At 66.5% G+C, this 26,614-nt stretch carries 27 protein-coding genes and 1 tRNA gene; 6 read left to right on the forward strand and 22 right to left on the reverse strand.

The features are described from left to right. Nucleotides 1-105: 105 nt before the first annotated feature. Entirely contained in the window at nucleotides 106-546 is a 441-nt protein-coding gene (locus K3551_RS16295) for a hypothetical protein (RefSeq protein ID WP_259915711.1), read from the reverse strand. Next, complete coding sequence (gene def, locus K3551_RS16300; protein ID WP_259915712.1) at nucleotides 539-1,057, reverse strand: peptide deformylase; 519 nt, start codon at nucleotides 1,055-1,057, stop codon at nucleotides 539-541. Before def ends, K3551_RS16295 begins: the two co-directional genes overlap by 8 nt. A 141-nt stretch (nucleotides 1,058-1,198) precedes the next feature. Between def and K3551_RS16305 the strand changes: the two genes are divergently transcribed. Further along, nucleotides 1,199-2,383 (forward strand): MalY/PatB family protein, encoded by a 1,185-nt coding sequence (locus K3551_RS16305; protein ID WP_259915714.1) that lies wholly within the window; start codon nucleotides 1,199-1,201, stop codon nucleotides 2,381-2,383. Between the two features lie 3 nt (nucleotides 2,384-2,386). Here the strand turns inward: K3551_RS16305 and K3551_RS16310 are convergent, their stop codons facing one another. Then, complete coding sequence (locus K3551_RS16310; protein ID WP_259915715.1) at nucleotides 2,387-3,226, reverse strand: hypothetical protein; 840 nt, start codon at nucleotides 3,224-3,226, stop codon at nucleotides 2,387-2,389. Between the two features lie 111 nt (nucleotides 3,227-3,337). On the opposite strand from K3551_RS16310, the gene K3551_RS16315 reads away from it, so the two are divergent. Continuing rightward, complete coding sequence (locus K3551_RS16315; RefSeq protein ID WP_259915717.1) at nucleotides 3,338-4,087, forward strand: helix-turn-helix transcriptional regulator; 750 nt, start codon at nucleotides 3,338-3,340, stop codon at nucleotides 4,085-4,087. Between the two features lie 9 nt (nucleotides 4,088-4,096). Here the strand turns inward: K3551_RS16315 and K3551_RS16320 are convergent. Together K3551_RS16320 and K3551_RS16325 are read right to left on the reverse strand one after the other, a co-directional pair. Beyond that, nucleotides 4,097-4,173, reverse strand: a tRNA-His gene (locus tag K3551_RS16320). A gap of 53 nt (nucleotides 4,174-4,226) precedes the next feature. Further along, on the reverse strand, nucleotides 4,227-4,709 hold the full coding sequence (locus K3551_RS16325) for a GNAT family N-acetyltransferase (RefSeq protein WP_259915718.1): 483 nt from the start codon (nucleotides 4,707-4,709) through the stop codon (nucleotides 4,227-4,229). Nucleotides 4,710-4,753: 44 nt separating this feature from the next. Here K3551_RS16325 and K3551_RS16330 point away from each other — a divergent pair, with 44 nt between their 5' ends. Both K3551_RS16330 and K3551_RS16335 read left to right on the forward strand, forming a co-directional pair. Beyond that, nucleotides 4,754-4,954 carry a DUF6324 family protein gene (locus K3551_RS16330; RefSeq protein ID WP_259915720.1) on the forward strand — a complete coding sequence of 67 codons (201 nt, stop codon included), beginning with the start codon at nucleotides 4,754-4,756 and terminating at the stop codon, nucleotides 4,952-4,954. Between the two features lie 23 nt (nucleotides 4,955-4,977). Further along, a complete protein-coding gene (locus K3551_RS16335; RefSeq protein ID WP_259919656.1) occupies nucleotides 4,978-5,802 on the forward strand; it encodes a serine hydrolase in 825 nt (274 codons plus the stop codon). A gap of 29 nt (nucleotides 5,803-5,831) precedes the next feature. Here the strand turns inward: K3551_RS16335 and K3551_RS16340 are convergent, their stop codons facing one another. Then, nucleotides 5,832-6,290, reverse strand: coding sequence for an MmcB family DNA repair protein (locus tag K3551_RS16340; RefSeq protein WP_259919658.1), 459 nt, complete (start codon nucleotides 6,288-6,290; stop codon nucleotides 5,832-5,834). Nucleotides 6,291-6,870: 580 nt separating this feature from the next. Beyond that, on the reverse strand, nucleotides 6,871-7,464 hold the full coding sequence (locus K3551_RS16345; protein ID WP_259915725.1) for a 2-hydroxychromene-2-carboxylate isomerase: 594 nt from the start codon (nucleotides 7,462-7,464) through the stop codon (nucleotides 6,871-6,873). 208 nt (nucleotides 7,465-7,672) lie between these two features. Between K3551_RS16345 and K3551_RS16350 the strand changes: the two genes are divergently transcribed. Then, nucleotides 7,673-8,707: a ribose-phosphate pyrophosphokinase gene (locus tag K3551_RS16350; RefSeq protein ID WP_259915727.1), complete on the forward strand. Its 1,035-nt coding sequence runs from the start codon at nucleotides 7,673-7,675 to the stop codon at nucleotides 8,705-8,707. An 18-nt stretch (nucleotides 8,708-8,725) separates the two neighbouring features. Here K3551_RS16350 and K3551_RS16355 read toward each other — a convergent pair whose 3' ends face one another. Then, nucleotides 8,726-8,968, reverse strand: coding sequence for a hypothetical protein (locus K3551_RS16355; RefSeq protein WP_259915728.1), 243 nt, complete (start codon nucleotides 8,966-8,968; stop codon nucleotides 8,726-8,728). Between the two features lie 99 nt (nucleotides 8,969-9,067). On the opposite strand from K3551_RS16355, the gene K3551_RS16360 reads away from it, so the two are divergent. Then, nucleotides 9,068-10,174 (forward strand): class I SAM-dependent RNA methyltransferase, encoded by a 1,107-nt coding sequence (locus K3551_RS16360; protein ID WP_259915729.1) that lies wholly within the window; start codon nucleotides 9,068-9,070, stop codon nucleotides 10,172-10,174. Between the two features lie 66 nt (nucleotides 10,175-10,240). Here K3551_RS16360 and K3551_RS16365 read toward each other — a convergent pair whose 3' ends face one another. The 14 genes from K3551_RS16365 to K3551_RS16430 form a co-directional block, all read right to left on the reverse strand. Further along, nucleotides 10,241-11,158 (reverse strand): dihydrodipicolinate synthase family protein, encoded by a 918-nt coding sequence (locus tag K3551_RS16365; RefSeq protein ID WP_259915730.1) that lies wholly within the window; start codon nucleotides 11,156-11,158, stop codon nucleotides 10,241-10,243. Beyond that, entirely contained in the window at nucleotides 11,148-11,816 is a 669-nt protein-coding gene (locus K3551_RS16370) for an aspartate/glutamate racemase family protein (RefSeq protein WP_259915731.1), read from the reverse strand. Before K3551_RS16370 ends, K3551_RS16365 begins: the two co-directional genes overlap by 11 nt. Next, a complete protein-coding gene (locus K3551_RS16375; protein ID WP_259915733.1) occupies nucleotides 11,813-12,205 on the reverse strand; it encodes a VOC family protein in 393 nt (130 codons plus the stop codon). Before K3551_RS16375 ends, K3551_RS16370 begins: the two co-directional genes overlap by 4 nt. Further along, the gene (gene hydA / locus K3551_RS16380) at nucleotides 12,202-13,590 is read right to left on the reverse strand and encodes a dihydropyrimidinase (protein WP_259915734.1); all 1,389 of its coding nucleotides are present in this window, start codon (nucleotides 13,588-13,590) and stop codon (nucleotides 12,202-12,204) included. Before hydA ends, K3551_RS16375 begins: the two co-directional genes overlap by 4 nt. Before the next feature lie 55 nt (nucleotides 13,591-13,645). Next, on the reverse strand, nucleotides 13,646-15,022 hold the full coding sequence (cysG, locus tag K3551_RS16385; protein WP_259915735.1) for a siroheme synthase CysG: 1,377 nt from the start codon (nucleotides 15,020-15,022) through the stop codon (nucleotides 13,646-13,648). Beyond that, complete coding sequence (locus tag K3551_RS16390) at nucleotides 15,019-15,954, reverse strand: glycosyl transferase family protein (protein ID WP_259915737.1); 936 nt, start codon at nucleotides 15,952-15,954, stop codon at nucleotides 15,019-15,021. Before K3551_RS16390 ends, cysG begins: the two co-directional genes overlap by 4 nt. Then, nucleotides 15,951-18,533, reverse strand: a complete 2,583-nt coding sequence (locus tag K3551_RS16395) for a nitrate reductase (RefSeq protein ID WP_259915739.1) — start codon at nucleotides 18,531-18,533, stop codon at nucleotides 15,951-15,953. Before K3551_RS16395 ends, K3551_RS16390 begins: the two co-directional genes overlap by 4 nt. Next, nucleotides 18,530-18,868: a nitrite reductase small subunit NirD gene (gene nirD, locus K3551_RS16400; protein ID WP_259915740.1), complete on the reverse strand. Its 339-nt coding sequence runs from the start codon at nucleotides 18,866-18,868 to the stop codon at nucleotides 18,530-18,532. Before nirD ends, K3551_RS16395 begins: the two co-directional genes overlap by 4 nt. Beyond that, a complete protein-coding gene (gene nirB, locus K3551_RS16405; RefSeq protein ID WP_259915742.1) occupies nucleotides 18,865-21,300 on the reverse strand; it encodes a nitrite reductase large subunit NirB in 2,436 nt (811 codons plus the stop codon). Before nirB ends, nirD begins: the two co-directional genes overlap by 4 nt. Further along, complete coding sequence (locus tag K3551_RS16410) at nucleotides 21,297-21,722, reverse strand: globin family protein (protein WP_259915743.1); 426 nt, start codon at nucleotides 21,720-21,722, stop codon at nucleotides 21,297-21,299. The genes nirB and K3551_RS16410 overlap by 4 nt, the downstream gene beginning before the upstream one ends. Nucleotides 21,723-21,750: 28 nt before the next feature. After that, nucleotides 21,751-22,167: a globin domain-containing protein gene (locus K3551_RS16415; RefSeq protein WP_259915744.1), complete on the reverse strand. Its 417-nt coding sequence runs from the start codon at nucleotides 22,165-22,167 to the stop codon at nucleotides 21,751-21,753. A 93-nt stretch (nucleotides 22,168-22,260) separates the two neighbouring features. Further along, a complete protein-coding gene (locus K3551_RS16420; protein ID WP_259915746.1) occupies nucleotides 22,261-23,949 on the reverse strand; it encodes an ABC transporter ATP-binding protein in 1,689 nt (562 codons plus the stop codon). 5 nt (nucleotides 23,950-23,954) lie between these two features. Further along, complete coding sequence (locus tag K3551_RS16425) at nucleotides 23,955-25,028, reverse strand: ABC transporter permease (protein WP_259915748.1); 1,074 nt, start codon at nucleotides 25,026-25,028, stop codon at nucleotides 23,955-23,957. A gap of 85 nt (nucleotides 25,029-25,113) precedes the next feature. Then, nucleotides 25,114-26,484: a CmpA/NrtA family ABC transporter substrate-binding protein gene (locus K3551_RS16430; RefSeq protein WP_409197385.1), complete on the reverse strand. Its 1,371-nt coding sequence runs from the start codon at nucleotides 26,482-26,484 to the stop codon at nucleotides 25,114-25,116. Between the last annotated feature and the right edge of the window lie 130 nt (nucleotides 26,485-26,614).

Consider the following 26,614-nt stretch of genomic DNA (forward strand, 5'->3'; position numbering starts at 1 on the left):
CCAATAGGTGACCCGGACAGGCAGGGACCGCAAGCCGAGCGTGCGCCAGGGTCGAGTATTGTTGCCAAGAAGAAGACCAGGGCCGCGCCCCGTCCCAACGCCGTGTCAGGCCGCAAGCCAGGCGGCGCGGTTGGGATGCGGGCGCATCATGTGATCGATATAGGCCTGCCGTTCCTGTGCGATGACCTCCAGCTCCCAGAGGCAGGCCATCAGCGGGCGATCGTCGACCCAGTCAAAGACATTGTAGCCCGGATCCGCACGGGCGAGCCGCTGGCACAGGATGTCGCCATGCGCCCACCAGTCCATCAGCAACCAGATGCCGTCATGTCCCCGATGCAGAATACAAAAAGCGGCCCCTTCTGCCCCGCCTTCGCGTGCCATGGCGTCGGGCAGCCCCTCGGCGACCTGCGCCCAGGCCCCCCGCAGCAGCGAGGCAGGCGGCGCGGCCTGCCCTTCGGCGTCGATCCAGTGCATCTTGACCGGTACGCCCCACAACTCCCCATCGGCCAGGCGGGCGCGGGGGCGGGGCGCGTAGGGGTCAGGCACGCGCGCGTTCACGCTTCAGCTTGACCATCTTGCGGGTGATCATCTGGCGGCGCAGCGGCTTCAGGTAGTCGATGAACAGCTTGCCCTCCAGGTGGTCGATCTCATGCTGGACGCAGGTTGCCCACAGACCGTCCATCGTCTCGGTCTGCTCGGCCCCGTCGCGGTCGATCCAGCGAACGGTGACCTCGGCGGGGCGGGTCACCTCGCCGTATTGATCGGGGATGGACAGGCAGCCTTCTTCGTAGACGCTGGTTTCGTCGCTGGCGGCAATGACCTCCGGGTTGAACATGATCAGGGGGCGCGGGGCCTCCCCCTCCTCCTTGATGCAGTCCAGAACGATCAAACGATGGGCGAGGCCCAGCTGCGGCGCGGCCAGACCGATGCCGGGGGCGTCGTACATCGTTTCCAGCATGTCGTCGGCCAGGGTGCGAAGGTCATCGGACAGGTCGGCCACGGGTTTGGCCACCTGTTTCAGGCGCGGATCGGGGTGGATCAGGATCGGGCGTTTCATGCCCCGGCAGATAAGCCGCGCGGCACAGGCGCGCAACCGGCAGCCGAGCCCGATTGTGTTGCGCACAATTCTGTGCGCCTGCGCGCCTTGCAAGCCCCTGCCCTGCCTGCCAGACCTGCCTGAACCTATGCAGGAGCAACCATGACCGCCGATCCTCGTTTCGACCCGATCATCGACCGCCGCGACACCCATTGCTCCAAATGGGACGCGATGGAGCCGATCTATGGCGTGCCGAAAGACGATGGACTGGCGATGTGGGTGGCCGACATGGACTTCCGCCCGCCCGCTTGCGTGGCCGAGGCGCTGAAGGCGCAGCTGGATCACGGGATCTTTGGCTATTTCGCAGACGAAGGCCCCTACCGGGAGGCGATCCGATGGTGGATGCGGACGCGGCACGGCTGGGACCTGGAGGCGGACGCGATCTTTTCGACCCATGGGTTGGTGAACGGCACGGCGCTTTGCGTCGACACCTATACCGCGCCCGGCGATGGCGTGGTGTTGTTCACGCCGGTCTACCATGCCTTTGAACGGGTGATCCGCGCCAACAACCGCCGCGTCGTGGAATGCGAACTGGCCTATGACGGCACCACCTATACCCCCGATTTCGACGCCTGGGATGCCCAGATGGACGGCGCAGGTGCCAAGATGATGATCCTCTGCTCGCCGCACAATCCCAATGGGCGGGTCTGGACCAAGGCAGAGCTGGAGGGCTTTGCCGCCTTTGCCCGCCGCCACGATCTGATCCTGGTATCGGACGAGATTCACCACGATCTGGTCTATCCCGGTGCCACGCATATCCCCATGGCCAATATCGACGGCATCGCCGACCGGCTGGTGATGATGACGGCCACGACCAAGACCTTCAACATCGCGGGCAGCCACACGGGCAATGTCATCGTGGCGGACCCTGATCTGCGGGCGCGGTTCGCAGGCAAGATGTCCGCATTGGGCCTGTCGCCCAATTCGTTCGGATTGCACATGACCACGGCGGCCTATTCCGAGGAAGGCGCCGCCTGGGTCGACGCCCTGATCACCTATCTGGATGGCAACCGCCAACTGTTCGATGCGGGCATCAATGCGATTCCGGGCCTGTCGTCGGTGCCGATGCAGGCCACCTACCTCAGCTGGGTCGATTTTTCGGGCACCGGGATGGCGCGTGCGGAATTCACCGATCGGGTTCAGAAGACCGCCAGGATCGCGGCCAACCACGGGCCGACCTTTGGCAAGGGTGGCGAGGATTTCCTGCGGTTCAACATCGCCACGCCCCGCGCCAATGTCGAAGAGGCGGTCAGACGGATGCAGGCCGCCTTTGGCGACCTGCAATAAACGTCAGGGGACCGACCAGCCTTCGACCGCGCCGTCCAGCATCAGCGGCATCAACAGACCATCCGGACCAGGGGCGATGTCGGCCAGGCCCGCCGGGCCGGTCGCGACCTGTGCGGCCTGACCTTCGGTCACGGCAAAGAGCGCGCCGGTCACCCAGTCGTTGACATAGAGTGACGCCCCCAGTCGCGCGACACCGTCAAGGTTGCCCAGCCCCGCCGCCAGGACGCGCTGTGACTGATCGGCGCGCGAAATGGCAATCAGATCGCCGGGCGTCTCGGTCGAGAAATCCTCGCGCAAACCCTTGCCCCAGGTCGCGACCAACAGGTCATCGCCGTCGATCAGCAATCCGTTGGGATGTGGCAGATCCGGGTCGTTCAGCCAGGGCAACAACGTGCCCCCGGCATAGCGCCAGATCGTGCCGGTCATCAGGTCGCTGACAAAGGCCTCGTCTGCGGTCGCCGTGACATCGTTCAAGAAAACCATGTCCCGTGACGTCAGGCTGTCCAGCACCGCCCCGGTGTCGACGTCGATCACGTGCAGACGCGTCAGATCCGCGACCAACAACCGATCGCCCATCAAGGCCAGACCCTTGGGCGCGTCCATGCCGTTGACCCAATCCGCATCCAGCACCACGCCTTGCGCGGAGAGAAGCGCGAGCCCGCCCTTGCCATCCGCCGCACCGGGATGCCCCTGCATGACGCTGACAATCAGACGGTTGCGCGGCGCATCGAACAGGACGGATTCGGGCATGTCGAAACCCTCCGCTCGCCAAAGCGGCTCTGCCAGGACCGGGGCAGCGGCAAGAACAAGGGCGGTGGCCAGATATGCGGGTGTGACTTTCATCGTATTCTCCGTTGAAGACCCGCCTCGGGTAGCGTTCCGGGCGACCAATCGGCCATAGTTGGCCTGCAAGGGATCATCAGATGATCCCTGACCCGACTCAGAAGGATCGACATGCGCGGTGATATCTTTGAAACCCTGCGGCTGGCGTTGCGCGCGCGGGGCATGACCTATGCGGATCTGGCGGGGGCGCTGTCGGTCTCGGAACCGACGATCAAGCGGCTGTTTGCCGGGCGCGATGCCAAGTTGAGCCGGGTGGAGCAGATCTGCGATGTGCTGGGCGTGACCCTGGCCGAGGTGATGGATCGGGCCGCCCGCCCGGACGCCGAACCGGTGGAATTGCCCCCCGAAACAGAGGCCGCGCTGGCCGCCGATCCTTCGCTGTTTCACCTGTTCATTCTGTTGCGCGACCATGTTCCGCAGGCGACCATCCAGGCAGAATTCGGCCTGTCCGCCGGGCGCATGCTGCGGCTTGGGCTTGCCTTGGAAAGGCTGGGCCTGGCCGAAGTCGCAACGGATGGTATGGTTCGCCTGCGCCTGCGCCATCCGATCCGGTTTCGCAGGCGCGGGCCGTTGCATGCCATGCTGCGCGCGGTGAACCTGCGATTCCTGAGCGAGGTTGTAGATCGCGCGGATGCGCCGGGAACGGCCTTCCTGAGCCTGACCCGTCGAATGGCCCCCGACACCGCGCGGCAGATCACCGAAGAGTTGGAGGCCCTGCACAAGCGAATCCGCCAGATGGCCCGGCAGGACATGTTGACCCGGCCAGAGGCCGATTTGCGCAGCTACAAGCTGTCGGCAGGCTGGGCGGAGGTCGACTTCATGCACCTGATCACCATCACGGAAGATGGATCGAAGAGGTGATGAGGGAAATGGTACCAGCGCCCCGGCTCGAACGGGGGACCTCCTGATCCACAATCAGGCGCTCTAACCTACTGAGCTACGCCGGCACTGGCGCGGCTTTAGCGAAGCACCCGCCGGGGTGCAAGACCGCGCGCGTCAATTATAGCATCAACTCCCAGGTCTGTTCCACCGTCGCCTGACCAAAGGCCTCGACCGGGGCTTCGTGGATCAACGCGAACCCGGTCCGTGCATATAGCCGCCCGGCCGCCCGGTGGCTTTGATGCGTCCACAGCACCAGCCGGGCCGCCCCGGTCGCCCGCGCGTGGTGGATGACCTTGCCCAGCAACTGCTGCGCCAGACCGGTGCCGCGCCGCGCGGGTTCCACCAGAAACATCCGCAGTTTGGCCACCTCCGGCTTGGGCCGCACGCAAAAGATGCAGCCCTGCCGCCGGCCTTTGGCATCGACGGCGATCCAGGCGCGTTCCTGCGGACCCCTGTTGGCGATGAAATCCGACAGGATGGCGGCAACCAGGCCTTCGAACCGGATGTCATAGCCTTCATCGGCCCAATACAGCTCTCCGTGGCGCTGCATGACCCAACCGGCATCCCCCGGTTCCAGGTCGCGAAAGGTGATCATATCCATGCCTCAGACTTGCGCGGGACGCGGCCCGCGTCTAGGCAAACCGAATGGGTATCAACGACGAATCCGACATCGAAGCCAACCTGCAGATCGGCCCGACCGACGCAGGGATGGTCCGCCTGTTCATCGAAGGCACCGGCAACGGGGCGGGAATCGAAATCCCGATGGATTTCGAACCCGATGAGGCGCTGGAAATCGCCGAGGAAATCCGCGCCGCCGCCGCCATGGCCGCCAAGGTCCGCCGCTGACCGCCACGCTTGCCGTCGCGGGACTGCGCGGCGGAGACGGGCGTGACTGGCCCTGGTGGAGCGTGACGAAACTGGCCATCGCCGCCTGTGCCCTGCGCCTGGCCGCCAAGGGCGTGATGGATCTGGATGCGCCTCTGGACGAGCAAGCCTATTCCCTGCGGGACCTTTTGGCGCATCGGGCGGGTGTGCCCTGTTATGCCGCCCTGCCCGGCTATCATGCCGCCGTTGCCGATGACCGGTCGCCTTGGTCAGTGGCCGAAGTGCTGGCGCGAACCGGGGACGGGGTGCCGGTGACGCCGCCGGGCCAGCGCTGGGCCTATTCCAACATCGGCTACCTGCTTGTGCGGCTGCGGTTGCAGGATGCGGCGGGTGTCGGTCTTTCGACGCTGCTCCGCTCCGAGATCCTCAGCCCTGTGGGTGCCAAGGCTGCTTTCCTGGCCGAGGGACGCTGTCCGCGCCCACATCTGCCGGGGTTGGCCGGCTATGACTACGGTTGGGTCTATCATGGCTGCCTGATGGGGCCGCCGGGGGACGCGGCGCGGATGGTTGCCGGTATTCTGGACGGCACGCTCTTGCCGCCAGATGCTTTGCGCGCGCTGCGCCGACTGACGCCGCTGGGTGGGGCACTGCCGGGACGGCCCTGGCAGACCGCCAACTATGGCCTGGGCCTGATGGCGGGCGAGGCATCGGGGCTGGGCCCGGTCGAGGGCCATTCCGGCGGCGGACCATTTTCCACCTGCGCGGTTTACCGCGGACCGTCAGGACAGGTGGCAGCCGCCTTTGCCACGACGCGCAGCGAAGCCGCACCAGAATGGGCCGCCGTGCGCGCGTTGCGACACCTGACCTAGCCATATCCCGTCAGGAATGTGATCGCGCCTCAGCCAGCCGCGCGCCCCATCGGATCGCGCAGCCCCTGCAACCGGATCGCCGCGCATCGTGCGAATTTAGCAGTCTGCGCCTTGCGCCGCGCCGCGGCCAACGGCGTGGCCTGCGGCATTCGCACCATCTCTGCCCCGAAGGCATCCGCGATGATCAGCCCCGTCTCAGCCGGCAACACCTCTGCCGGGAAAGCCGTATCGACCGCCCAGAAAAACCGGTCGGCGAAAGGCAGATAGCCCTGCCACTTCGTGTCCGAGGTGTAATCCGCCCGGCTTGACTTGCACTCCACGATCCACAGCTCTCCTTTCGGGCCCAGCGCCATCACATCGACGCGCAGGCCCCGGTCGGGGACGAATTCCTCCAGGCAGGCGAAGTCATGGTCGCGCAGATGGCGACACACGCCCCGTGCAAGCAGCTGTCCGGGGGCAAGCCCCGGATCGGGCAGAAGATCGGTCATGGTCATTCGACGAACATGAACAAATCAGAAACATTCGTCCAGTCACTTTCGCGCGGCACCTTGTCAGACCCATGGGGGACGACTAGATGACGCGGTGGCGGTGCTTCTGTGCTTCGCGTCACCAGGGCATAATTCCGGTGGCCTTAAGCAACTCCGAGGGAGCTGGCTCTGGCACGATCCTGGTCGTGTTACCTGGCGCCCACCTGTACATACAGGTCCTCGGGAATACATGTCCGACGGTTGCCACGGTTCACCGCCACCGCGCCCGGCCCGGCGTCGGGCCCTCCGAATCTCCCTGAATGGAATGGGGTGGCAAGGCCGAGGCCTTATACGGCCATCAGTCCGGTTGGCGAGATGGCGTCGCCGTTTCGGCCGACACCGGCCCCGAACGCACCCCAGCCAGCCTTCGTCAGCGATTGCCCCCGCACCACCGCAGTGGATCGGGCAAACCTACCGGCACCCTGTCACGGCAGATGACAAGCGTTCCGGGACACCGCCTTGCCCCGGAACATCGGACGAACGTGCCACGCGTCCGCGCAGTACGCAGCCCAGCCTTGAAAGGGGCCGAACCCGGCGTGCGTCACCCCTTGGTGGCGAGGTAGGCGTCCAGATCGTCCAGGCTGTCCTGGCCCCAGAACTTCTGCCCGTCCACGATGAAGAAGGGCGCGCCGAAGACGCCTGCCTCGACCGCGTCTTCGGTGTTGCGGGCATAGATTTCAGCCCCTTCCAGCATGCCACTGGTGACCAGCGACCGCGGGAAGCCGTTCGCCTCAAGCACGTCGCCGATGACGTCGTCCTGGGCGATGTCACGTTCCTCGGCCCAGCAGGCGCGGGTGATCCCCGCGACCAGTCCGCCCAGATCGCCAGAGCCGTCCTTGGCCGCCGCGATCACGGCGTAGGACGAGGGTGCCGGGTTGGTTGGCCAATGGGCCGGTTGCAGATTGATCGGCATGCCCAGCTTGTCCGCCGACCGCTGCATGTCGATCAACCGATAGGCCTTGCGGCTTTCGTGGCGGTCCTTGGGCGGCGTGCCGCCGGTCCGGCCAAAGAGGTCCATGATCGACATCGGCTTGTAGGCGATAGTCGCACCGTGTTTCCGGGCAATCGCCTCCAACCGGGTGCCGGTCAGATAGGTAAAGGGCGAAATGGTCGCGAGGTAATAGTCGATCTGCATGGTGCGGGCCTCCGATTGGGTCAGACAAAGGCCTAGACCGTGCGCAGGGGCGGGGCAATCGCGCCGGACTGCGATCCGATTGTGCAAGCGTGCCGCAATCTGCACCTCTTGCGGGGATATGCGTTCCCCGCACAGCAGACGGGTGTTAGGCGGACGCTATTCCTGCCCGGCAGCGATTCGACGGGCGATCCTCTCGAAAGGCGCGCCCATGCCCTCCCCCGATCCCAAGCTCATCTCCGGCAACGCGAACCGACCCCTGGCCAAGGCCATCGCACGGCGGATGTCGCTCCACCGGGGAATGCGGGTCGGATTGGTCGATGCACGGGTGGAACGGTTCAACGACCAGGAGATTTTCGTCGAGGTTTTCGAGAACGTGCGCGGCGAGGACATGTTCATCATCCAGCCCACGTCGAACCCGGCCAACGACAACCTGATGGAGCTTCTGATCATCTCGGACGCGCTGCGCCGGTCGTCGGCCGCGCGGATCACCGCCGTGATCCCCTATTTCGGGTATGCACGTCAGGACCGCCGGACCAAGGCCCGCACACCCATCAGCGCCAAGCTGGTCGCCAACCTGATCGCAAATTCCGGGATCGAGCGGGTCCTGACGATGGATCTGCATGCCGCGCAGATCCAGGGGTTCTTCGATATCCCGGTGGATAACCTCTATGCCAGCCCGATCTTTGCGCTGGATATCATGCACCACTTCAAGGACGAGATGGACGATGTGATGGTCGTCAGCCCGGACGTCGGCGGAGTCGCCCGTGCCCGCGAACTGGCCCAGCGGATCAGCGCCCCGTTGTCGATCGTGGACAAACGGCGCGAGAAGGCGGGCGAAGTGTCCGAGATGACCGTGATCGGCGATGTGACCGGCAAGAAGGTCATCATCGTCGACGATATCTGCGACACCGCCGGAACCCTGTGCAAGGCGGCTGATGTGCTGGTCGACGCGGGCGCGACCGAGGTTCACGCCTATATCACCCACGGCGTTCTCTCGGGCCCCGCGGTGGAACGGATCACGAATTCGCAACTCAAGAGCCTGGTCATCACCGACTCGATCAACCAGCCGCAGCCCGTGCTGGATTGCGCGAACATCCGCATCGTGCCGACCGCGCCGATGCTGACCCAGGCGATCCTGAACATCTGGGGCGGCACCTCTGTGTCGTCGCTGTTCGACACCACCACGCTGGAACCGATCTATGAGCCGCTCTATCCCGGCTTGGCACTGGGCCAGACCGGCTGAGCCGACCCGGCCGAGGCGTCAGTCCCAGACCGACAGCAGCAGGGCGATAGGGGCCAGGAACACGAACCAGATGCAAAACAGCATCGCCCAATAGCCCCCCTGCGCCCAAAGCCGCGCCTCCAGGTCTTCGGGGTCGCTTTTGGGCATCGTCCCACCGGTACGCCGCGCATGGTCCGCGCCCGCCTCGACGGCGGCGCGGGCGCGCGCCATCTCTGCCTCCAGGCGGCTGCGGTGAAAGGCGGTGGTGTCCTGTGCAATCATGCTCGTCTCCCTGTTGTGCAGGGCGAGAGGTGGGGCGCGGCGGCCCCAAGTCCAACAATTCCGCTATCCGCCCCCGGTCGAAGGCGCTAAGCCGCCGGAATGAGTGATTTCGAGATTTTCCTGATGGCCCCGCCCGGCCTGGAAACCGTGCTGGCCGAAGAGGTCCGCGCCAAGGGCTTTGCCACCCCCACCGTGGTGCCCGGCGGCGTCACGATCCAGGGCGGCTGGCCCGAGGTGCGGCGCGCCAATCTGGTGCTGCGCGGGGCCGGGCGGGTGACCGCGCGGATCGGTGAATTCCGGGCCTTTCACCTGGCGCAGCTGGACAAGCGCGCGCGCAAGTTCCCCTGGGGCGATGTTCTGCGCCCGGACGTGCCGGTCCGGGTCGAGGTCGCGACCAACCGCAAGTCGAAGATCTATCACGCGGGCGCGGCGCAGGAACGCATCGAACGCGCCATTTCCGAGGAATTGGGTGCCCCAATCGACCCCAAGGCCGCCGTCACCGTTCGGGCGCGGATCGACGACAACCTGGTGATCCTCAGCATCGACACCTCGGGCGAACCTTTGCACAAACGCGGCCACAAACAGGCCGTGGGCAAGGCCCCGATGCGCGAAACCATGGCCGCGATGTTCCTGGCCGCCTGCGGCTATACCGGGCGCGAAACGGTTGTGGATCCGATGTGCGGGTCCGGCACCTTCGTGATCGAGGCCGCCGAGATCGCCGCCGGACTGCACCCCGGCCGTGCCCGCGCCTTTGCTTTCGAGTTGCTGGCAGGTCACGACGCCGATGCCTGGGCCGCGGAAAAGGACCAGCCCCCCGCCCCCCTGCCCGACCTGCGGTTTTACGGGTCAGACCGCGATGCCGGATCCTTTGGGGCCGCCCGCGCGAATGCGGACAGGGCGGGATTGGGCGCGCTGTGCAGTTTCGAAAAGATCCCGGTCAGTGACCTGACCGCACCCGACGGCCCGCCCGGACTGGTCATCGTCAACCCGCCCTACGGCGGGCGGATCGGCGACAAGAAGCCGCTTTACGGGTTGCACGGCGCACTGGGTCAGACGTTGAAGACCCGGTTTCAGGGGTGGCGCGTTGGCATCATCACAAGCGAGGCATCGCTGGCCCACGCGACCGGCCTGCCCTTCGCCGACGAAAGCGCCCCGGTCGCCCACGGCGGTCTGCGCGTGCGCCTGTATCGAACCGATCCGCTTTAACCTGGCGGCAGGCGGGGCCTTCGTTGCCGGATCCGCGACGCTGTGGCCGCCGTCGCCAATTCCGCCTCAGTCGAGGTCGAGCGCCCGCAGTTTCGCCGCCTGACGCAAGGCCAGCGCGTCCACCTCGGCGCGCGCCGCATCGCTCAGGCTGGCCCCCGGTTGGCGCAGGGTCGGGTGGGCAATGACCCCCCGGCTGGCCAGCGTGTGCTTGCGGATCGCAAGACCCAGACCCGGCTGCGCCTCGTACCGGATCATCGGCATGTAGGCGTCAAAGATATCGCGTGCGCGGCCCTCGTCCGTTGCCACGGCCGCGACCACGCGGGACATCATCTCTGGATAGCCGAAGCCGGTCATCGCGCCATCGGCACCGCGCAGTATCTCTTCCAGCAGATACAGCCCTCCGTTCCCACACAGGATCGAGATCCGCCGGCCACCCGCCGCCGAGGCCGCGCGCAGGGCGCTGATCTTTTCCAACCCCGGCCAATCTTCGTGCTTGAGCATCACGCAGGTCGGCACGTCTTCGATGATGCGGACAATGACCTTGGTCGGGATCTGCACGCCGGTCGCCAGCGGGAAATCCTGCAACACGAACGGCACCGGGCCCAGCGCCGCGCCGACCTGCCGGTAGTAGCCCTCGATCTGGTCGTCGCTGCGCAGCGATCCCGGTGGCGCGACCATGACGCCCGCCGCCCCCGTTTCCATCGATGCCTCGGACAAGGCGTGCATCGCGGCAAAGCCGGGGGCCGAGACGCCGACCACCACCGGCACCGAGGCCCGTGCCACCACGCGGCGGACCAAGGCCACGGATTCCTCTGCGGTGAGCTTTCCGGCCTCGCCCATCATACCAAGGATGGTCAGGCCGGTCGCCCCGGCCTCGATGTAGAAATCGACCATGCGATCGACGCTGTCCCAATCAATTGCCCCATCGGGCAGAAAGGGCGTCACCGCGATCGTAAAGACGCCTTTGGCGGTTTCATTCAACATGACGTTTCCCCCTCAATCCCAATGCGATCTGCCCCAGCGCCATCGCCACCCCGGCCTGACAGGGTTCCACCACCGGCAGGCCGCATTCCGTTTCCAGATGGGCGCGGTATTGCGCCATCCCCGCGCAGCCCATGATCAGCACATCGGCCCCGTCGTCGTCCCGAAGGCGCCGCCCGGTGGCAACCATGGCCGCCACGGTCCGGTCCGCATCCGCCAGGTCCGCCACGCCGAGGCCCAGCGCCCGGTCCCCCGCCAACCGGTTGGTCACCCCCATAGCGCCAAAGGCCCGAAGGTGGCGCGGGATGGACGCAGGCAGGATCGCGATGACGCCGAAACGCTGCCCCAGGGTCAGCGCGGTCATCACCGCCGCCTCTTGTATGCCCACAACCGGCTGGTCGGTCTGGTCGCGCAGGGCATGCAGGCCGGGATCGCCGAAACAGGCGATGACATACCCGGTCGCATCGGTCTGCGCCGCCGCCAGTCGCAGCATCGGCGCGATGGTCAGATCGGCCTGCTGCTGGCTCTCGATGCCCGGCGGGCCCTCGGGCAGGGTCAGGCACCGGATCTCCGACCCCCAGGCGCGCAGGGGCGCGACGGCGGCGTCGATGCCCGCCGTCACCCGGTCAGACGCGTTGGGATTGATGACGATCAGGGTCATGCGCCCGGCCGCGTCGCGGTCTGGATCTCGATCTGATAGCCCTCCGGGTCGCGAAAGACGAAGGCGCGGATGCCCAGCGCGTCGTTCTCGAACAGCTCCGACAGATCGGTCAGGGCCTGCGACCGGGCATAGCCATGCCACCCGTCCACATCGGCCACCCGCAGGCAAAGCTGCACGGGCTTTTGCGCCTGCCATTTGTTCATGCCCCGCGCCTCGTCCACCAGCCCGACGTGGGCACCGGGGCAAATGCGATAGATCTTGCACCACCCCTGATCGATGGCCAGCGGCAGGCCCAGCACCCCTTCGTAGAAACGCATCGCCGCAGGCAGGTCGCGGTAATAGAGGAACGTGATGGCCAGCTCGGCGGGGCCTTCGGGTCGGTCGGTCATGATTGTCCCTTTATCCGTGACACCCAACGGCCCGCACCCGGCGCGCCATGATAGACCCCGTCCCGCATCACGGTTCGTCCGCGCAGCAAGACATGGACAGGCCAGCCGGTCACGCGATGGCCATGCCACGGGTTGTAGCCCACGTTGTCGTGCAGATCGTCCGCGCCATAGGTCACCGCGCGGTCCGCGTCCCAGATCACCAGATCGGCGTCCATTCCAGGTGCGATGGCCCCCTTGCCGGGCAGGCCGTGGGCCGTGGCAGGTGCCGTGGCGGTGAGCCTTGCGAAAGCCTCCGGGCCCAGCCCGTCAGGCCGCATCATCGCATCGAACATCAGCGGCAGCCGCGTTTCCAGCCCCGGCAACCCGTTGGCAATCTGATCGAAACGGGCCTGCGGCCCCGCAGACAGCTTGCCCGAGGCGTCATGGCGATAGGGCGCGTGGTCCGACGACACCACCGACAGCGTCCCGTCCGTCAGCGCCGCCCAGAGAGCGGCCTGATCGGCAGGTGTCCTTTGCGGCGGAGAGCACATCCACTTCGCCCCCTCCAACCCCGGACGGTCCAGCACGGTTTCGTCCATGAACAGATAGTGCGGGCAGGTTTCGGCCATCACAGGCACGCCGCGCGCCTGCGCCCGGCGGACCACATCCGCCCCCTCGGCGGTCGAGATATGGAACAGCATGACCCGCGCCCCGGTGTATTCGGCAAAACGACACATCCGCGCCACCGCCTCCACCTCGGCCATGGGGGGGTGCGACGCGGCGTGGTCGCGCGGGGCGGTCCGGCCCTGCGCCAGCAGGCGGGCCTTGGCCTCGGTCAGGATCGCATCGGTTTCGGCATGGACGCAGACCAGCGCGTCCAGGTCCCGGGCCAGTTGCATCAGGCGCAGGATCTGGCCGTCATCCAGACGGATATTGTAGGTCGTGAACAGCTTGATCGACCGGTGCCCCTGCCCCACCAGACGGGCGAGATCGGCCTCGAAATCGGCGACGGCTGGGTCGCTGACGATCATGTGGAAGGCATGGTCGATGGCCGCCCCGCGCCGCGCCCGCGCGGTGTAGTCGTCAACGGTCCGGGCCAGGCCCTGCCCCTTGGCCTGCGCCGCAAAGGCCACGACCGTCGTGGTGCCCCCCATCGCCGCCGAGCGGCTGGCGCTTTCCCAGGTATCCGCGTTCATCAGGCCCATGCCGGACATCTGTTCCACGTGGGCATGTACGTCGACGCCGCCCGGCATCACCCAGCGACCCTGTGCGTCCACTTCGGGTGCTGTGCCCGCCGCCACCCCGACCGAGGCGATGCGGCCTGCCCGCACCCCTAGATCGCCTTCGACCACGCCCTCTGGCGTGACGAAGCGCCCGTTGCGCAGGATCAGATCGGGATCGTCCATGGCCCCTCCGCCGTTTCGGAGGAAGAAACGTCACGCGCGGCCCGGTGGCAACCCCTCAGGCGATGCGAAGCGTCTGTACCGCCACGGATTTCGCCAGCGTGACAAAGATGATGGCGGTGTTGCGGATGCCGTGACGGTCCAGTGTTTCGGCCAGGTCGGCGGGCCCGCAGGTGACCACCTGCTGATCGGGGCGCTGCGCGTTGGCGACCACCGTGATCGCGATGCTGTCCCGGTGCTGGCTGTTCATCAGGCGGGCCGAAACCTCTGCCGCCGCCGTGACCGCCATATAGAGCGCGACGCGCGTGCCCGGACGCAGCTGATCCATCCAGTCCGGGACCTCTGGCCCCACCTGCGAATGGCCCGTCGCCAGAACCAGCGTATCGACCACCCCTCGTTCGGTCAGCACTTCGCCCGCCGCAGCCGAGGCTGCCGCAGCCGAGGTGATGCCCGGCACGATTTCCACCGGAATGTCGGCCCTGCGCAGCGCCGACAATTCCTCGGCCGCGCGACCGAAAATGCCGGGATCGCCACATTTCAGGCGCACGACCCGTTGGCCCCGGCGGGCGGCGGCGACCAGCATCGCGCTGATCCGGTCCTGTGGCCAGGCGTGGCAACCGGGGGCCTTGCCGACATAGACCCGCTCGGCGTCTCGGCGCGCCAGGTCCAGGATCGCCGGGTCGACAAGGCGGTCATAATAGATGACATCCGCCTCTTGCAGGCGTTGAACCCCGCGCAGGGTGATGAGATCGGCAGATCCGGGTCCGGCCCCGACCAGCGCGACGCTGCCCTGCGCCTCGGCGAAATGTCCGGTCTCGATGGCATCCTTGATCAGCTGGGCGGCCTCGCGTTCGGACCCGCGCGCGTGCACGGCGCGCGGCGCGTCGTTGAACACCCAACGCCAAAGGTCGCGGCGGTCGCGCGGGCCCAGCCGTTGGGCCGCCACCCCCCGCAGACGCCCGGCCAGCGCCGCCAGATCGCCCAGGCGCGGCTCCAGCAATTGCTCCATCCGGGTCTTGATCTGGCGGGCCAGGACAGGGGCGGTGCCCTCGGTGCCGATGGCCACGACGACGGGCGCGCGGTCGACGATCGAGGGCGTGATCGCGTCGCAAAGGTCGGGTTGATCCACCACGTTGACCGTGGCCCCCGCCACCTTGGCCAATGCATGCACCGCCGCGTCCGCCCCCGGACAGCCGGTGGCGACAAAGACCAGTGCGGCATCCGCGAAGACCGCGGGGGAAACAGGTCCCGCGCGGTGGGTGATGCGGCCCGCCTCGGCCAGGGCCTGCAACTCCGGCTCCAACGCCTGGGCCAGGACGTCGATCCGGGCCTCGGTCTTCAGCATCAGGCGCGTCTTCTGCGCGGCCTGTTCGCCACCACCCACCACCACGACGCGGCGACCGGCCATCTGCAGAAACATCGGAAAGGTCTTCATGCGCTCAGGCTTTCGGATTGGTGGCGCCGCACCCAGAGGTCGCGCGCCAGGGTTTCACATTCGGGGATCGTCGCCGCCGCCTTCAGGGTCCAAAGCGCCAGCGCCGCCGTCCCGGTCACCGTCGCCTCGGCAAAGGCATCGCGCGCAGCCCCGGACCAAAGCGCCGCCAGATCGGGCGCGGCCTCGGGCACGTGCAGACGGCGGGTATCGTCGAGGATCGGCGCGGCGGGCACCTCGATATGGGTGCCGTCGCGCAGACCGAACAGGGTGCAGGTCTTGGCCGGGTGCCGCTCGAACTCTCCGCCACCGCCTTTGATGACGATCAGGTCACGCTGGCCAAGCAAGGCCGCCGCCTGCGCCTGCAGGGATCGGTAAGAGGGGTGAAAGACACCCTGCACCGTCGCGGGCGCATTGCTGGGATTCCACATGCGCAGCACCGTGTTGATGCAGGACCGCAAGCCGAAGGTATCGCGCAGGCGCAGCAGATCGAACGCCGCAGGCGAAAGGGTTTCGAGCGGCGCGTACTGCACCCCCGGCCCCGCCAGGGGCAGGGCCGCGCGCAGGTCGGCCTCGGCCTCCTGGTGCGAATTCCAGCCATGCAGCGACACGCGGTAGCCGGCCTGCGCCACCAGACGGGCGGCGAGCAGGAACAGGGGTGCCCCCCGCGTGCGCCCGGCGGCGTAGCAGGGCCAATCCAGATCGGCCTTTGGTAAGTTTCCACTGACGCTTTCGCGAAGGGCCGCGGTGAACCCGGCAATTTCACAGGGCACCTCCCCGCGCAGGCGCAGGACCATCAACAGGGCACCGACCGCCTCTGGCGCGGCGTGTCCTGATAGGATCAGGCCCATCGCCGCGCGCGCCTCCGGCAAGGTCAGCGGCCGTGCACGCCCCTGCCCGCGCGCGACAATGCGGACATAGGGCGCGAGGGTCATTCGGCGGCCACCGGCAGGACGGCCTGCCCGATCAGGGCCGCAAGCTCCGGCTTGCAGGATCCGCAGTTGGTCCCGGCGCAGGTCGCAGCCCCCAGCGCCTCCACGCTGCCCGCGCCCTGGGCCACGGCGGTCAGCAGGGTGTTGCGCCCGACGTTGAAACAGGCACAAACCGTCGCGCCCGGATCGGGCCGGTCCGCGGGCGCGCGCCCGGCCAGTGCCGTCAGCGGAGCCTCCGGCGACCCGATGAGCGAGACCGCATGGGCCCGCGCCACTTCGACCGGGGTCGGCGCGGCAAAGAACAACGCGCGAATGCGCCCGTCCTGGCAAATGGCGACCCGGACCTGGCCGGTCACCGGATCGATGACCGAGGCCGCGTCGCCCGTATCCAGACCCAGCGTGGCGCGGGCCTCCGCCTCCCAATTCTGCGGTGTGCGCGTGCCTGCCAGTTCGACCTGCCAGCCGCTGCGGCTGCGGGCGACGGCGGCATAGGGGTGGGTCGGCTGCAGTGGCGCATCGGAGACGGCGAAGCCGAACCACCGGGCCGCAAAGCGCGCCACCTCGACCGGCGCCGCCTTCAAAGCGGGTTGCCCGGACACCGGATCGACCACCGGGGCCGTGACCGCATTCACCGTCCCGCCAGAGGTCACCTGACGGGTCCAGTGCATCGGTGCAAAGGGCTGTCCCGGGGCGACCCGGTCCGTCACCAGCGCGCGCAGCACGACCGAGGCGCCGCGCCCCGTGACCCGAACCAGATCGCCGGGAGAGATGTCGCGGGCATCCGCATCAACCGGATGCAGTTCCAGATAGGGTTCGGCCAGGTGCGCCCCCAGGCGCGGTGCCTTTCCGGTGCGCGTCATCGTATGCCACTGATCCCGGTTGCGACCGGTGTTCAGACGCAACCCGGTCAGCGGCGCGGGGGCTGCGACCGGCACCATCCGCGCGCGGCCATCGGCGTGGTAGAACCCGCCGTCCGCAAAGAACCGGCTGTCGTTCCGGGGCCACTGGGTCGGCAGCAAGTTGGCGTAATCGACATCGGCAAACACCGACAGATCCAGATCACACCCGAAATCGCGCGTGGCGGCGGACAGCGCCACGTATTCGGCAAAGACCTCCGCCGGGCTGTCGAAGGCAAAGGCCTCGGCCCAGCCCATGCGCGCGGCCACATCGCAGATGATTTTCCAATCCGGGCGGGTGTCGCCGGGTGCCGGCAGGAACGCGCGTTGCCGCGATATCCGGCGTTCCGAATTGGTGACGGTGCCGTCCTTTTCACCCCATCCCGCCGCAGGCAACAACACATCGGCCAGATCGCCGGTATCGGTCCGCTCCATGATATCAGAGACGGCCACAAAGGGCACCGCCCGGATCGCATCGGCCACGCGGGCCGCATCGGGCATCGACACGGCCGGGTTTGTCGACATCACCCAGAGCGCCTTGATACGCCCCTCGGCGCAGGCCTCGAACAGGTCCACGGCCTTCAGGCCCGGCTTGTCCGCAACGCTGGGCGCGGCCCAGAATCCCTGCACTGCCTGCCTGTGCGCGGTGTTTTCCAGATCCAGATGATTGGCCAGCATGTTCGCCAGCCCGCCCACTTCGCGCCCGCCCATGGCGTTCGGCTGACCGGTGACCGAGAACGGCCCGCATCCGGGCGTGCCGATCCGCCCCGTGGCCAGGTGACAATTGAGGATGGCGTTGACCTTGTCGGTGCCAGTGGCGGATTGGTTCACGCCCTGACTGTAGACGGTCACCACCTTGGCCGTTCCCGACCAGGCACGGTAGAAGGCCGCAATCTCGCCCGCCGTCAGCCCACTGTCTGCGGGCGTCGTGGCGCGGGCGGCGGCGATGGCGGCCTCGACCCCGGTCACATGCGCGTCGACGTAAGCTGCGTTGACCGCCCCGGTATCCGCAAGATGCGCCAGCAGCCCGTTGAACAGTGCCACATCCCCGTCGGGCACGATCTGCAGATGGGTATCGGCCAGGTCCGTGGTTGCCGTGCGGCGCGGATCGACATTGATGACCCGCAAGCCGGGTCGGGTGGCCTTGGCCGCCGCGATCCGCTGATGCAGGACCGGATGGCACCAGGCCAGGTTTGACCCGACCAGGACGATCAGATCCGCCTCCTCCAGGTCCTCGTAGGTGCCCGGCACCGTATCCGAGCCGAAGGCGCGTTTATGCCCCGCTACCGACGAGGCCATGCAAAGCCGCGAATTGGTGTCGATGTTGGCGGACCCGATGAAGCCTTTCATCAGCTTGTTGGCGACGTAGTAATCCTCGGTCAGCAACTGGCCCGAAACGTAGAAGGCAACGCTGTCGGGGCCATGGGCGTCGATGGCTGCGCGGAATGTGTCCGCGACCAGATCAAGCGCCGCGTCCCATCCCGCGGGCCGCCCGCCGATCTGCGGGCCGAGAAGACGACCCTGGAGATCCAGGGTCTCGCCGAGGGCCGATCCCTTGCTGCACAGCCTGCCGAAATTGGCCGGGTGATCCGCGTCGCCGCTGATCGCGGCCCCCCCCTGCCCGTCGGGCCGGGCGATGACGCCGCAGCCGACGCCGCAATAGGGACAGGTGGTCCGCACGGTCATTCCGCGGCGACCCGACCGCGCAGGAAGGCCGCGTCCAGCAGAACGCGCCCGCCTTCGACCCGTGCGGGATAGGTTGCGACCCGCCCCTCGTCCGCGCCCTGGGCCAGGCCGGTTTCCAGCGAAAACACCCAGTTGTGCAGCGGACAGGTGACCGAGGCCCCGTGGACGATCCCCTCGGCCAACGGCCCGCCCTTGTGCGGGCAGCGGTTGTCGAGGGCGTGGACGCTGTCTTCGGCGGTGCGGAACACGGCCACGCAGCCCAGCGCGGTCTTGACCACCCGCGCGCCCCGGCGGGGGATGGCGTCCAGGGCGCTTACGTCGATCCAGGTGCTCATTCGGCGGCCTCCAGCGACAGGTTGGCAAGGGGTTGGTAGGTGTCGGCCTGTTTGGTGACATGTTCGGCCCAGGGGTCGTGGCGATAGATCGACTGGCTGACCTCGAACCGCTCGATAAGGGCGGCCCGCTCGGTCGGATCTTCGATCCGCTCCTTGATCCAATCAAGCCCGACAAGGGCCATCCACTTGTAGATCCGGTGCAGGTAGCGCGCGTTTTCGCGGTAAAGCTGCGTGACCGCGCGGATGACGTCGATCGCCTCCTGCTCGGTGGGAACCGAGATCAGTAGCTCCGTCTCCTTCACATCCATGCCCGCCGCGCCACCGATGCTGACCTGAAAGCCGCTGTCGACGCAGACCACGCCGATGTCCTTGCAGGTCGCCTCGGCGCAGTTGCGGGGGCAGCCGGACACCGCCAGCTTCAGCTTGTGCGGCGTCCAGGCCCCGTGGAGGATCTTTTCCAGCTTGATCCCCAGCCCCGTCGAATCCTGCGTTCCAAACCGGCAATGGTCGGTGCCGACGCAGGTTTTCACCGTGCGCAGACCCTTGGAATAGGCATAGCCGGACACCATGCCCGCGTCGTTCAGATCCTTCCAGATCGCGGGCAGATCCTCGCCCTTGACCCCCAGCAGGTCGATGCGCTGACCGCCGGTGACCTTGACGGTCGGGACGGCATATTTGTCGGCCGCGTCTGCAATCGCGCGCAATTCGTCGGGCGTGGTGATGCCGCCCCACATGCGCGGGACGACCGAAAAAGTCCCGTCCTTCTGAATGTTGGCGTGCTTGCGTTCGTTGATGAACCGGCTTTGCGGATCGTCGGCATACTCCAGCGGCCAATCGGCCAGCAGGTAGTAGTTCAGCGCCGGGCGGCAGACGTGACAGCCATCGGGCGTCTTCCAGTCGCAGGCCTGCCAGACAGCGGGCATCGAGGTCAGGCGCTGCGATTTGATCATGCGGCGCACGTCTTCGTGCGTCATGTCGCAGCAGCCGCAGATTCCCTGCGCCGCCGGGATGACAAACTCATCGCCCAGCGTCACCGCCAGCACCTGTTCCACCAGCCCCGTGCAGGTCCCGCAGGACCCGCTGGCCTTGGTCACGGCGCGCACGCCCCCCAGGTCGGTGGCCCCGCCCAGAATCGCATCCTCGATCTGTCCCTTGCAGACGCCGTTACAGCCACAGATCTCCGCGTCACGCGGTAAGGCTGCAACGGCCGCCATAGGGTCCAGGGGGGCACCCCCCTGAAAGGCCGGCCCAAAGATGACTGTGTCGCGCATCTCGGCGATGTCGGTCTTGTCGCGGATCAGGCCAAAGAACCAGTTGCTGTCCGCCGTGTCGCCATACATCACCGCGCCGACAATCACGTCTTTCTCGATCACCAGACGGCGATACACCCCGCGCGCCGGGTCGCGGAAGACGATGTCTTCGCGGCCCTCGCCCTCGGCGAAGTCACCGGCCGAAAACAGGTCGCAGCCGGTAACCTTGAGCTTGGTCGACAGTTCCTTCTGTACGAAGGCGGCCTGCTGCCCCAGCAGGGTCGCGGCGGCCACCTTGGCCTGATCATAAAGCGGCGCGACGAGGCCGAAGACCGCGCCGTCGTGCTCGACACACTCGCCCACGGCCAACACGTCCGGGTCCGACGTCACCATCTGATCGTCGACATGGATGCCGCGCCCCACGGCCAGCCCGGCGTCGGCCCCCAGCGCCACGTTCGGGCGGATGCCCACGGCCATGACCAGCAGGTCACAGGGCAATTCGGTGCCGTCGTCCAGCTGCAGTGCACGGACATGGCCGTCCTGACCCAGGATCTGTTTGGAGTTGGCCTGACAGCGAACCGTGATGCCTTTGTCCTCCAACGCGCGGCGCAGAAGGAAGCCGGCGCTTTCGTCCAGCTGCCGTTCCATCAAGTGACCCATGATGTGCACCACGGTGACCTCGGCCCCGCGTGCGGCCATGCCGGCCGCCGCCTCCAGCCCCAGCAGACCGCCACCGATAACCACGACGCGCTTGCCCGCGTCCATGGTCATCATCCGTTCGGTGTCTTCCAGGTCGCGGTAGGCGATCACGCCCTGCAGGTCATGGCCCGGCAGCGGAATGATGAAGGGGTTGGATCCGGTGCCCAGCAGCAGCTTGTCATAGGACAGCACCTCGCCACCCGGTGCGGTCACGGTCCTGGCGGCGCGGTCGATGCCCGCCACCCGTTCGCCGAACCGACAGGTGATGCCGTGGTCGGCATACCAGGCGTCGTCATGGGTGACGATCTCATCATAGGTCTTGTCGCCGGACAGGACGGGCGAGAGCATGATGCGGTTGTAATTGCCGCGCGGCTCGCCGTTGAAAAGGGTGATGTCGTAGGCCTCGGGGGCCTGTTCCACCAGGTGTTCGAGCACCCGGCCAGAGGCCATCCCGGCCCCGATGACAATCAGCTTCTGTTTCATGATGTGGCCTCTTTCGTGCCGTAGGCGGCGTCGATCATCACCGCCGAAAGGGTTCCGTAAGCGGTGAGCCAGGCCTGCTTCACGTCGTCGGTGAAGTCATCCTCCAGGCCCTGCGACAGCGCGTAGATCAGCGCCGCCCCAACCGGTTGATAGTGTTCGGCGCGCACCCCGTAGGCGACATGCTGGCGCGCCAGCTTTTGCGCGACGGGCACGATCGGCCCGAGGTCGCGCAAGCCGTTCACCACGACCGACAGCGTGGCCATCAACTTGGCCCCCTGCTCCGTCATGTCGCCCTTGAAGAGCGGCCGCACCTCGGGCGCGATGTCGAAAAGCCGGGCATAGAAAATCGCGGCGGCGGCGTCCTTGATGGGCGCAACCTTGGCGAAACTATCCTGTACGAGGGTGATCTGGTCGGGGGTCATCGCTGCCCCCCGGTCCAGTTGTGGGCGACTAGGCCGTGACGGTCCGCGTTTCGTCCATCATGACGGACGCCACATGGGACAGCAGCGTCGACCAGGCCGACAGTTCCGCGCCCGTGAACGCGCCCGAATCCCAGTCTTCCAGCGTGTCGAGCAGCAGCCGTGTGACGATCGGGTAGTGGTCCGCCTGCGCCCCAAAGGACACGTGCCGCCGCGCGAGATCGCGCAACACGCCGTCCAGCTTGCGGGCGTCCATGGCCGAACTGACCAGCACCAGCAGCGTGTCCATCAACTTGCGTTCCTGGTCCGCCATGTCGCGCGGGAACAGGGATCGTACCTCTGGATGGGCGGCGAAGAGACGCAGGTAGAAGTCCTGCGCCACCCGTGTCGCGTGACGCGACAGCGGCCCGAGCGTGCGCAGCAACACCTGCCCCTGTCCGTCGGTCAAAATCCTGTCCGCCATCCCGTACCGCCGTCTTGGTCCACAGGCCCCCCCTAGCGGCAGAGGCTTTCGTATCCGTTAAGATCAATGCCATATCCGTCACTCCGCCGCGATTGCCGCGGGTTTCGGTTTTGGCTTTGCCCCGTGCTCGTATTCCTCAAGGAAATCGAGCACATCCTGCCGGTACTTGTAATAGTCAGGATGCTCCAGCAGGGCCTTGCGGGTGCGCGGGCGCGGCAGGTCGACATCGACGATCTTGCCGATGGTGGCCTGTGGTCCGTTGGTCATCATGACCACCCGGTCGGCCAGCAGGATCGCTTCGTCGACGTCGTGGGTCACGCAGATCGCGGTCACCTTGGTGCGTGACCAGACCTCCATCAGGACTTCCTGCAGTTCCCAGCGCGTCAGGCTGTCGAGCATCCCGAACGGTTCATCCAGCAGCAGCAGCTTGGGCGACAGGGCAAAGGCCCGCGCGATCCCGACCCGCTGTTTCATGCCGTTCGACAGGCTGGCCGCGCCCTTGTCCATGCTGTCGGCCAGGCCCACCCGTTCCAGGTAGTATTCGACGACATCCTGCCGTTCCGCCTGGGACGCGCGGGGATAGACCTTGTCGACACCGATCGCGACATTCTCCTTGGCGGTGAGCCAGGGGAACAGGTTCGGCGACTGGAACACGACGGCGCGTTCCGGGTCGGCGCCTTCGACGTGGCGCCCGTCCAGCTTGATCGCCCCCTTGGAAATCTCGTTGAGCCCGGCGGCCATGGTCAGAACCGTTGACTTGCCGCAGCCCGAATGCCCGATCAGAGAGATGAATTCGCCCCGATTGATCTTCAGGTCGAAGTCCTCGACCACGGTCAGCGGGCCCTTGGGCGTCGGATAGACCTTGTGCAGCTGGCTGAAGTCCAGGAACCGGTTCTCGATCAAGCCTTCCTGCGCCTCGGCGACGACGGCGGGCAGATCGGTGGCAACGCCGTGGATCGGGGTCACATCCGGCAGTTGGCGCGTCTCTTCGACCTTGGCCGCGATACCTACATCCATCAGGTAATTGGTGACCTGGGCGCGCAGCGTCTTGAAGGTCTCGTTGTGGTTCATCTCCATCCGGTCGCGGGGACGCGGCAGGGTCACGCGGAATTCCTGGCCCAGGGTCCCGTCGGGGTTCAGCGCGATGATCCGGTCGGCCAGGATGATCGCCTCATCCACGTCATTGGTGATCAGAACGCAGGTCTTCTTGTCCGCGTCCCAGATCCCCTCGATCTCGTCGGCCAGGTTCGCCCGCGTCAACGCGTCCAGCGCGCTCAGCGGCTCATCCAGCAGCAGGACTTCGGGGTTCATGGCCAACGCGCGGGCCACGTTCACCCGCTGCCGCATCCCACCGGACAGTTCCGCCGGGCGGCGCGTGGCGGCGTGGCTCAGGCCCACCATGCCGACATAATGCGCGACCTTCTCGGCCCGCTCGGCCTTGGACAGGCCGGGGAACATCGTGTCCACCGCCAGCGCCACATTGCCGGACACCGTCAGCCAAGGCATCAGGGAATAGCTCTGAAAGATCACGCCCCGTTCCGGCCCCGGCCCTGTGATCGGGACACCCTTGAAGGTGACCGCACCGCTTGTGGGGCTTTCCAGCCCGGCCATCAGGTTGATCAGCGTCGTCTTGCCGGTGCCGGAAAACCCCAGCAGCACAAGGAATTCCCCCTCTTCCACGCTGAGGCTGATGTTGTTGAGTACGTCGACCTTTTGCGTGCCTTCGCCGAAGCTCTGGCTCACGTTGTCGAATTCAATCACGCCCATATCGCTCACCGGTTGTTCGAGAAGGTGAACATCGACTGGAGCGCGAACATCACCCGATCCAGCAGAAAGCCGATGATCCCGATGGTGAACACCGCCACCATGATCTTGGCCAGCGACTGCGACGATCCATTCTGGAACTCATCCCAGACGAATTTGCCCAGGCCCGGGTTCTGCGCCAACATTTCTGCCGCGATCAGAACCATCCAGCCCACGCCCAGCGAAAGCCGCAGCCCGGTAAAGATCAGCGGCAGGGCCGAGGGCAGCACCAGCTTGGTGATCTTGGTCCAGGTCCCCATCTTCAGCACACGGCTGACCGACACCAGGTCCTTGTCGATGGAGGCGACGCCCAGCGCCGTGTTGATCAACGTCGGCCACAGCGAACACAGCGTGACTGTGATGGCCGAGATCAGAAAGGACTTGGAAAACAATCCGTCGTTGGTGGCATAGACCGCCGAGACGATCATCGTCACGATCGGCAACCAGGCCAGCGGCGACACCGGCTTGAAGATCTGTATGAGCGGGTTCAGCGCGGCATTGGCCGTCTTCGACAGACCCGCGGCAATACCCAGCGGAATGGCCACGACCGAGGCGATCAGGAAGCCAAAGAAGACGGTGACGATCGAAGTGCCAATCTGATCGTAATAGGTCGGCTTGCCGGTATAGGCGCGTTCTTTCACGCGTTCGGGCTGACCGTCGGCGATGAACTTGGCGTTGCGGGTGTCCTGACGCGCGTAAAACGCTTCTTCCTTCTCGCCTTCGCGGACCGCATCGGCGTGCAGGTTTCCGACCTGCTCCCAGACTTCGGCCGGACCGGGCACGGCACCCAACGAGGTTTGAACCTTGGGGGCCAGCGCCCCCCAGGCGATCAGAAACAGCCCGATGGCCAGCAGCGGCACGCCCAGCAACTGCCAGATGTCCTTCAATTGCGCCTTCGGATTGTCACCGGCCAGCGCCTTCAGCACCGGGGTCATCCACGCCAGGCCGAGGACCTGAAACCAACCGTCGGCCTTGTTGATGCGGGTGAAGAGGCGCGCGCGCCGCTCTTCGCGGGAGAGGGTATCGGGGTCGATCGCGGTCATAGGGGTCTCGCTACGGATAGAAGTTGCGGGAGGGTGGGCGGGGCGACGCTCCGTCAGGAGCGAGCGTCGCTCCGCCCGACAGGGATCAGCCCTGGATCTCGGAGCCGACGACGATCTGCTGGCCCTTCAGGCCGATCGGCAGGCTGTCGAGATAGGCGTTCGGCGCCCGGCCGTCGTAGGCGATGCCGTCGATGATGTCCTCGGACGGGGTCGGTGCCTTGAAGCCGTCGCTGTCCCAGGGGAAATCGGCCTCATCGGCCAGGCCTTCGTCGACCAGCAGGCGCGCGGCCTCCAGGTAGATGGCGGGCTTGTAGACTTCCTTGGCGGTCTCGATGAACCACTCGTCGGTCTGCGGCTCTGCGATCTGGCCCCAGCGGCGCATCTGGGTCAGGTACCAGATCGCGTCGGAATAGAAGGGATAGGTCGCGTTGTAGCGGAAGAAGACGTTGAAGTCGGGGATCTCGCGGACGTCGCCCTTCTCGAACTCGAAGGTGCCGGTCATGGAGTTGGCGATGACGTCGTAGTCGGCGCCGACGTATTCAGACCGCGACAGGATCTCGACCGCTTCTTCGCGGTTGGCGTTGTCGTTCTCGTCCAGCCACATCGCCGCGCGGATCAGCGCCTTGGTCACGGCCAGCGTGGTGTTCGGGTTTTCTTCGGCAAAGGCGGCGTTGATGCCAAAGACCTTCTCCGGGTTGTTCTTCCACAGCTGGTAGTCGGTGATGACCGGCACGCCGATGCCCTTGAACACGGCCTGCTGGTTCCACGGCTCGCCCACGCAGTAGCCAAAGATCGTGCCGGCCTCCATCGTGGCGGGCATCTGCGGCGGGGGGGTCACCGACAGGAAGACGTCGGCCCCGATCTGGCCGGACACGTCGTCGGGCGAATAATACCCCGGCTCCAACCCACCGGCGGCCAGCCAGTAGCGCAGCTCGTAGTTGTGGGTCGACACGGGGAAGACCATGCCCATGTTGAACGGAATGCCCTGATCCTTGTAATCCTCGACCACCGGGGCCAGGGCCGCGGCGCTGATCGGATGCTGGGGGCGACCGTCTTCCATGGTGGGGATGTTCGGCTTCATCTGTTCCCAGATCTCGTTGGACACGGTGATGCCGTTGCCGTTCAGGTCCATCGAGAATGGCGTGATGATATGCGCCTCGGTGCCGTAGCCGATGGTTGCCGCCAGCGGCTGACCGGCCAGCATGTGCGCGCCGTCCAGCTGCCCGCCGATGACGCCGTCCAGCAGGACCTTCCAGTTGGCCTGCGCCTCCAGGGTGACGAACAGGCCTTCGTCCTCGAAATAGCCCTGCTCATAGGCAACGGCCAGAGGGGCCATGTCGGTCAGCTTGATGAAGCCGAAGGTCAACTCGTCCTTTTCCAGCTCCAGGTAGGCCGAGGCCGGAAGCGTGAACAGGCAGGTGGAGGCCAGCGCAAGGGCCGTAAGTTTCGTCATCATCAGATCCTCTGAGTGGGGCCGGAAGGAAAACCGGCAAACAAAAAAAGCCGCGCGTTCTGATCCACGGGAGGGAGGGTCCGTGGTCTGAACGAGCGGCTTTGCTCTGGGTGAGTTGCAACACCAGCGTCGG

The sequence above is a fragment of the Jannaschia sp. M317 genome (assembly GCF_025141175.1).
In the GTDB taxonomy this organism is placed as follows: Bacteria; Pseudomonadota; Alphaproteobacteria; order Rhodobacterales; family Rhodobacteraceae; genus Jannaschia.

What these genes read in the sequence shown, in the direction of transcription:
- K3551_RS16350 (WP_259915727.1), top strand. Translation starts at nt 7,673, where the DNA reads ATGCCCTCCCCCGATCCCAAGCTCATCTCCGGCAACGCGAACCGACCC.
- K3551_RS16370 (WP_259915731.1), bottom strand. Translation starts at nt 11,816, where the DNA reads ATGACCCTGATCGTCATCAATCCCAACGCGTCTGACCGGGTGACGGCG.
- K3551_RS16430 (WP_409197385.1), bottom strand. Translation starts at nt 26,484, where the DNA reads ATGATGACGAAACTTACGGCCCTTGCGCTGGCCTCCACCTGCCTGTTC.
- K3551_RS16355 (WP_259915728.1), bottom strand. Translation starts at nt 8,968, where the DNA reads ATGATTGCACAGGACACCACCGCCTTTCACCGCAGCCGCCTGGAGGCA.
- K3551_RS16360 (WP_259915729.1), top strand. Translation starts at nt 9,068, where the DNA reads ATGAGTGATTTCGAGATTTTCCTGATGGCCCCGCCCGGCCTGGAAACC.
- K3551_RS16390 (WP_259915737.1), bottom strand. Translation starts at nt 15,954, where the DNA reads ATGACCCTCGCGCCCTATGTCCGCATTGTCGCGCGCGGGCAGGGGCGT.
- K3551_RS16330 (WP_259915720.1), top strand. Translation starts at nt 4,754, where the DNA reads ATGGGTATCAACGACGAATCCGACATCGAAGCCAACCTGCAGATCGGC.
- K3551_RS16310 (WP_259915715.1), bottom strand. Translation starts at nt 3,226, where the DNA reads ATGAAAGTCACACCCGCATATCTGGCCACCGCCCTTGTTCTTGCCGCT.
- K3551_RS16410 (WP_259915743.1), bottom strand. Translation starts at nt 21,722, where the DNA reads ATGACCCCCGACCAGATCACCCTCGTACAGGATAGTTTCGCCAAGGTT.
- K3551_RS16365 (WP_259915730.1), bottom strand. Translation starts at nt 11,158, where the DNA reads ATGTTGAATGAAACCGCCAAAGGCGTCTTTACGATCGCGGTGACGCCC.
- def (WP_259915712.1), bottom strand. Translation starts at nt 1,057, where the DNA reads ATGAAACGCCCGATCCTGATCCACCCCGATCCGCGCCTGAAACAGGTG.
- K3551_RS16325 (WP_259915718.1), bottom strand. Translation starts at nt 4,709, where the DNA reads ATGGATATGATCACCTTTCGCGACCTGGAACCGGGGGATGCCGGTTGG.
- hydA (WP_259915734.1), bottom strand. Translation starts at nt 13,590, where the DNA reads ATGGACGATCCCGATCTGATCCTGCGCAACGGGCGCTTCGTCACGCCA.
- nirB (WP_259915742.1), bottom strand. Translation starts at nt 21,300, where the DNA reads ATGAAACAGAAGCTGATTGTCATCGGGGCCGGGATGGCCTCTGGCCGG.
- K3551_RS16375 (WP_259915733.1), bottom strand. Translation starts at nt 12,205, where the DNA reads ATGACCGACCGACCCGAAGGCCCCGCCGAGCTGGCCATCACGTTCCTC.
- cysG (WP_259915735.1), bottom strand. Translation starts at nt 15,022, where the DNA reads ATGAAGACCTTTCCGATGTTTCTGCAGATGGCCGGTCGCCGCGTCGTG.
- K3551_RS16395 (WP_259915739.1), bottom strand. Translation starts at nt 18,533, where the DNA reads ATGACCGTGCGGACCACCTGTCCCTATTGCGGCGTCGGCTGCGGCGTC.
- K3551_RS16420 (WP_259915746.1), bottom strand. Translation starts at nt 23,949, where the DNA reads ATGGGCGTGATTGAATTCGACAACGTGAGCCAGAGCTTCGGCGAAGGC.
- K3551_RS16315 (WP_259915717.1), top strand. Translation starts at nt 3,338, where the DNA reads ATGCGCGGTGATATCTTTGAAACCCTGCGGCTGGCGTTGCGCGCGCGG.
- K3551_RS16345 (WP_259915725.1), bottom strand. Translation starts at nt 7,464, where the DNA reads ATGCAGATCGACTATTACCTCGCGACCATTTCGCCCTTTACCTATCTG.
- K3551_RS16425 (WP_259915748.1), bottom strand. Translation starts at nt 25,028, where the DNA reads ATGACCGCGATCGACCCCGATACCCTCTCCCGCGAAGAGCGGCGCGCG.
- nirD (WP_259915740.1), bottom strand. Translation starts at nt 18,868, where the DNA reads ATGAGCACCTGGATCGACGTAAGCGCCCTGGACGCCATCCCCCGCCGG.
- K3551_RS16340 (WP_259919658.1), bottom strand. Translation starts at nt 6,290, where the DNA reads ATGACCGATCTTCTGCCCGATCCGGGGCTTGCCCCCGGACAGCTGCTT.
- K3551_RS16305 (WP_259915714.1), top strand. Translation starts at nt 1,199, where the DNA reads ATGACCGCCGATCCTCGTTTCGACCCGATCATCGACCGCCGCGACACC.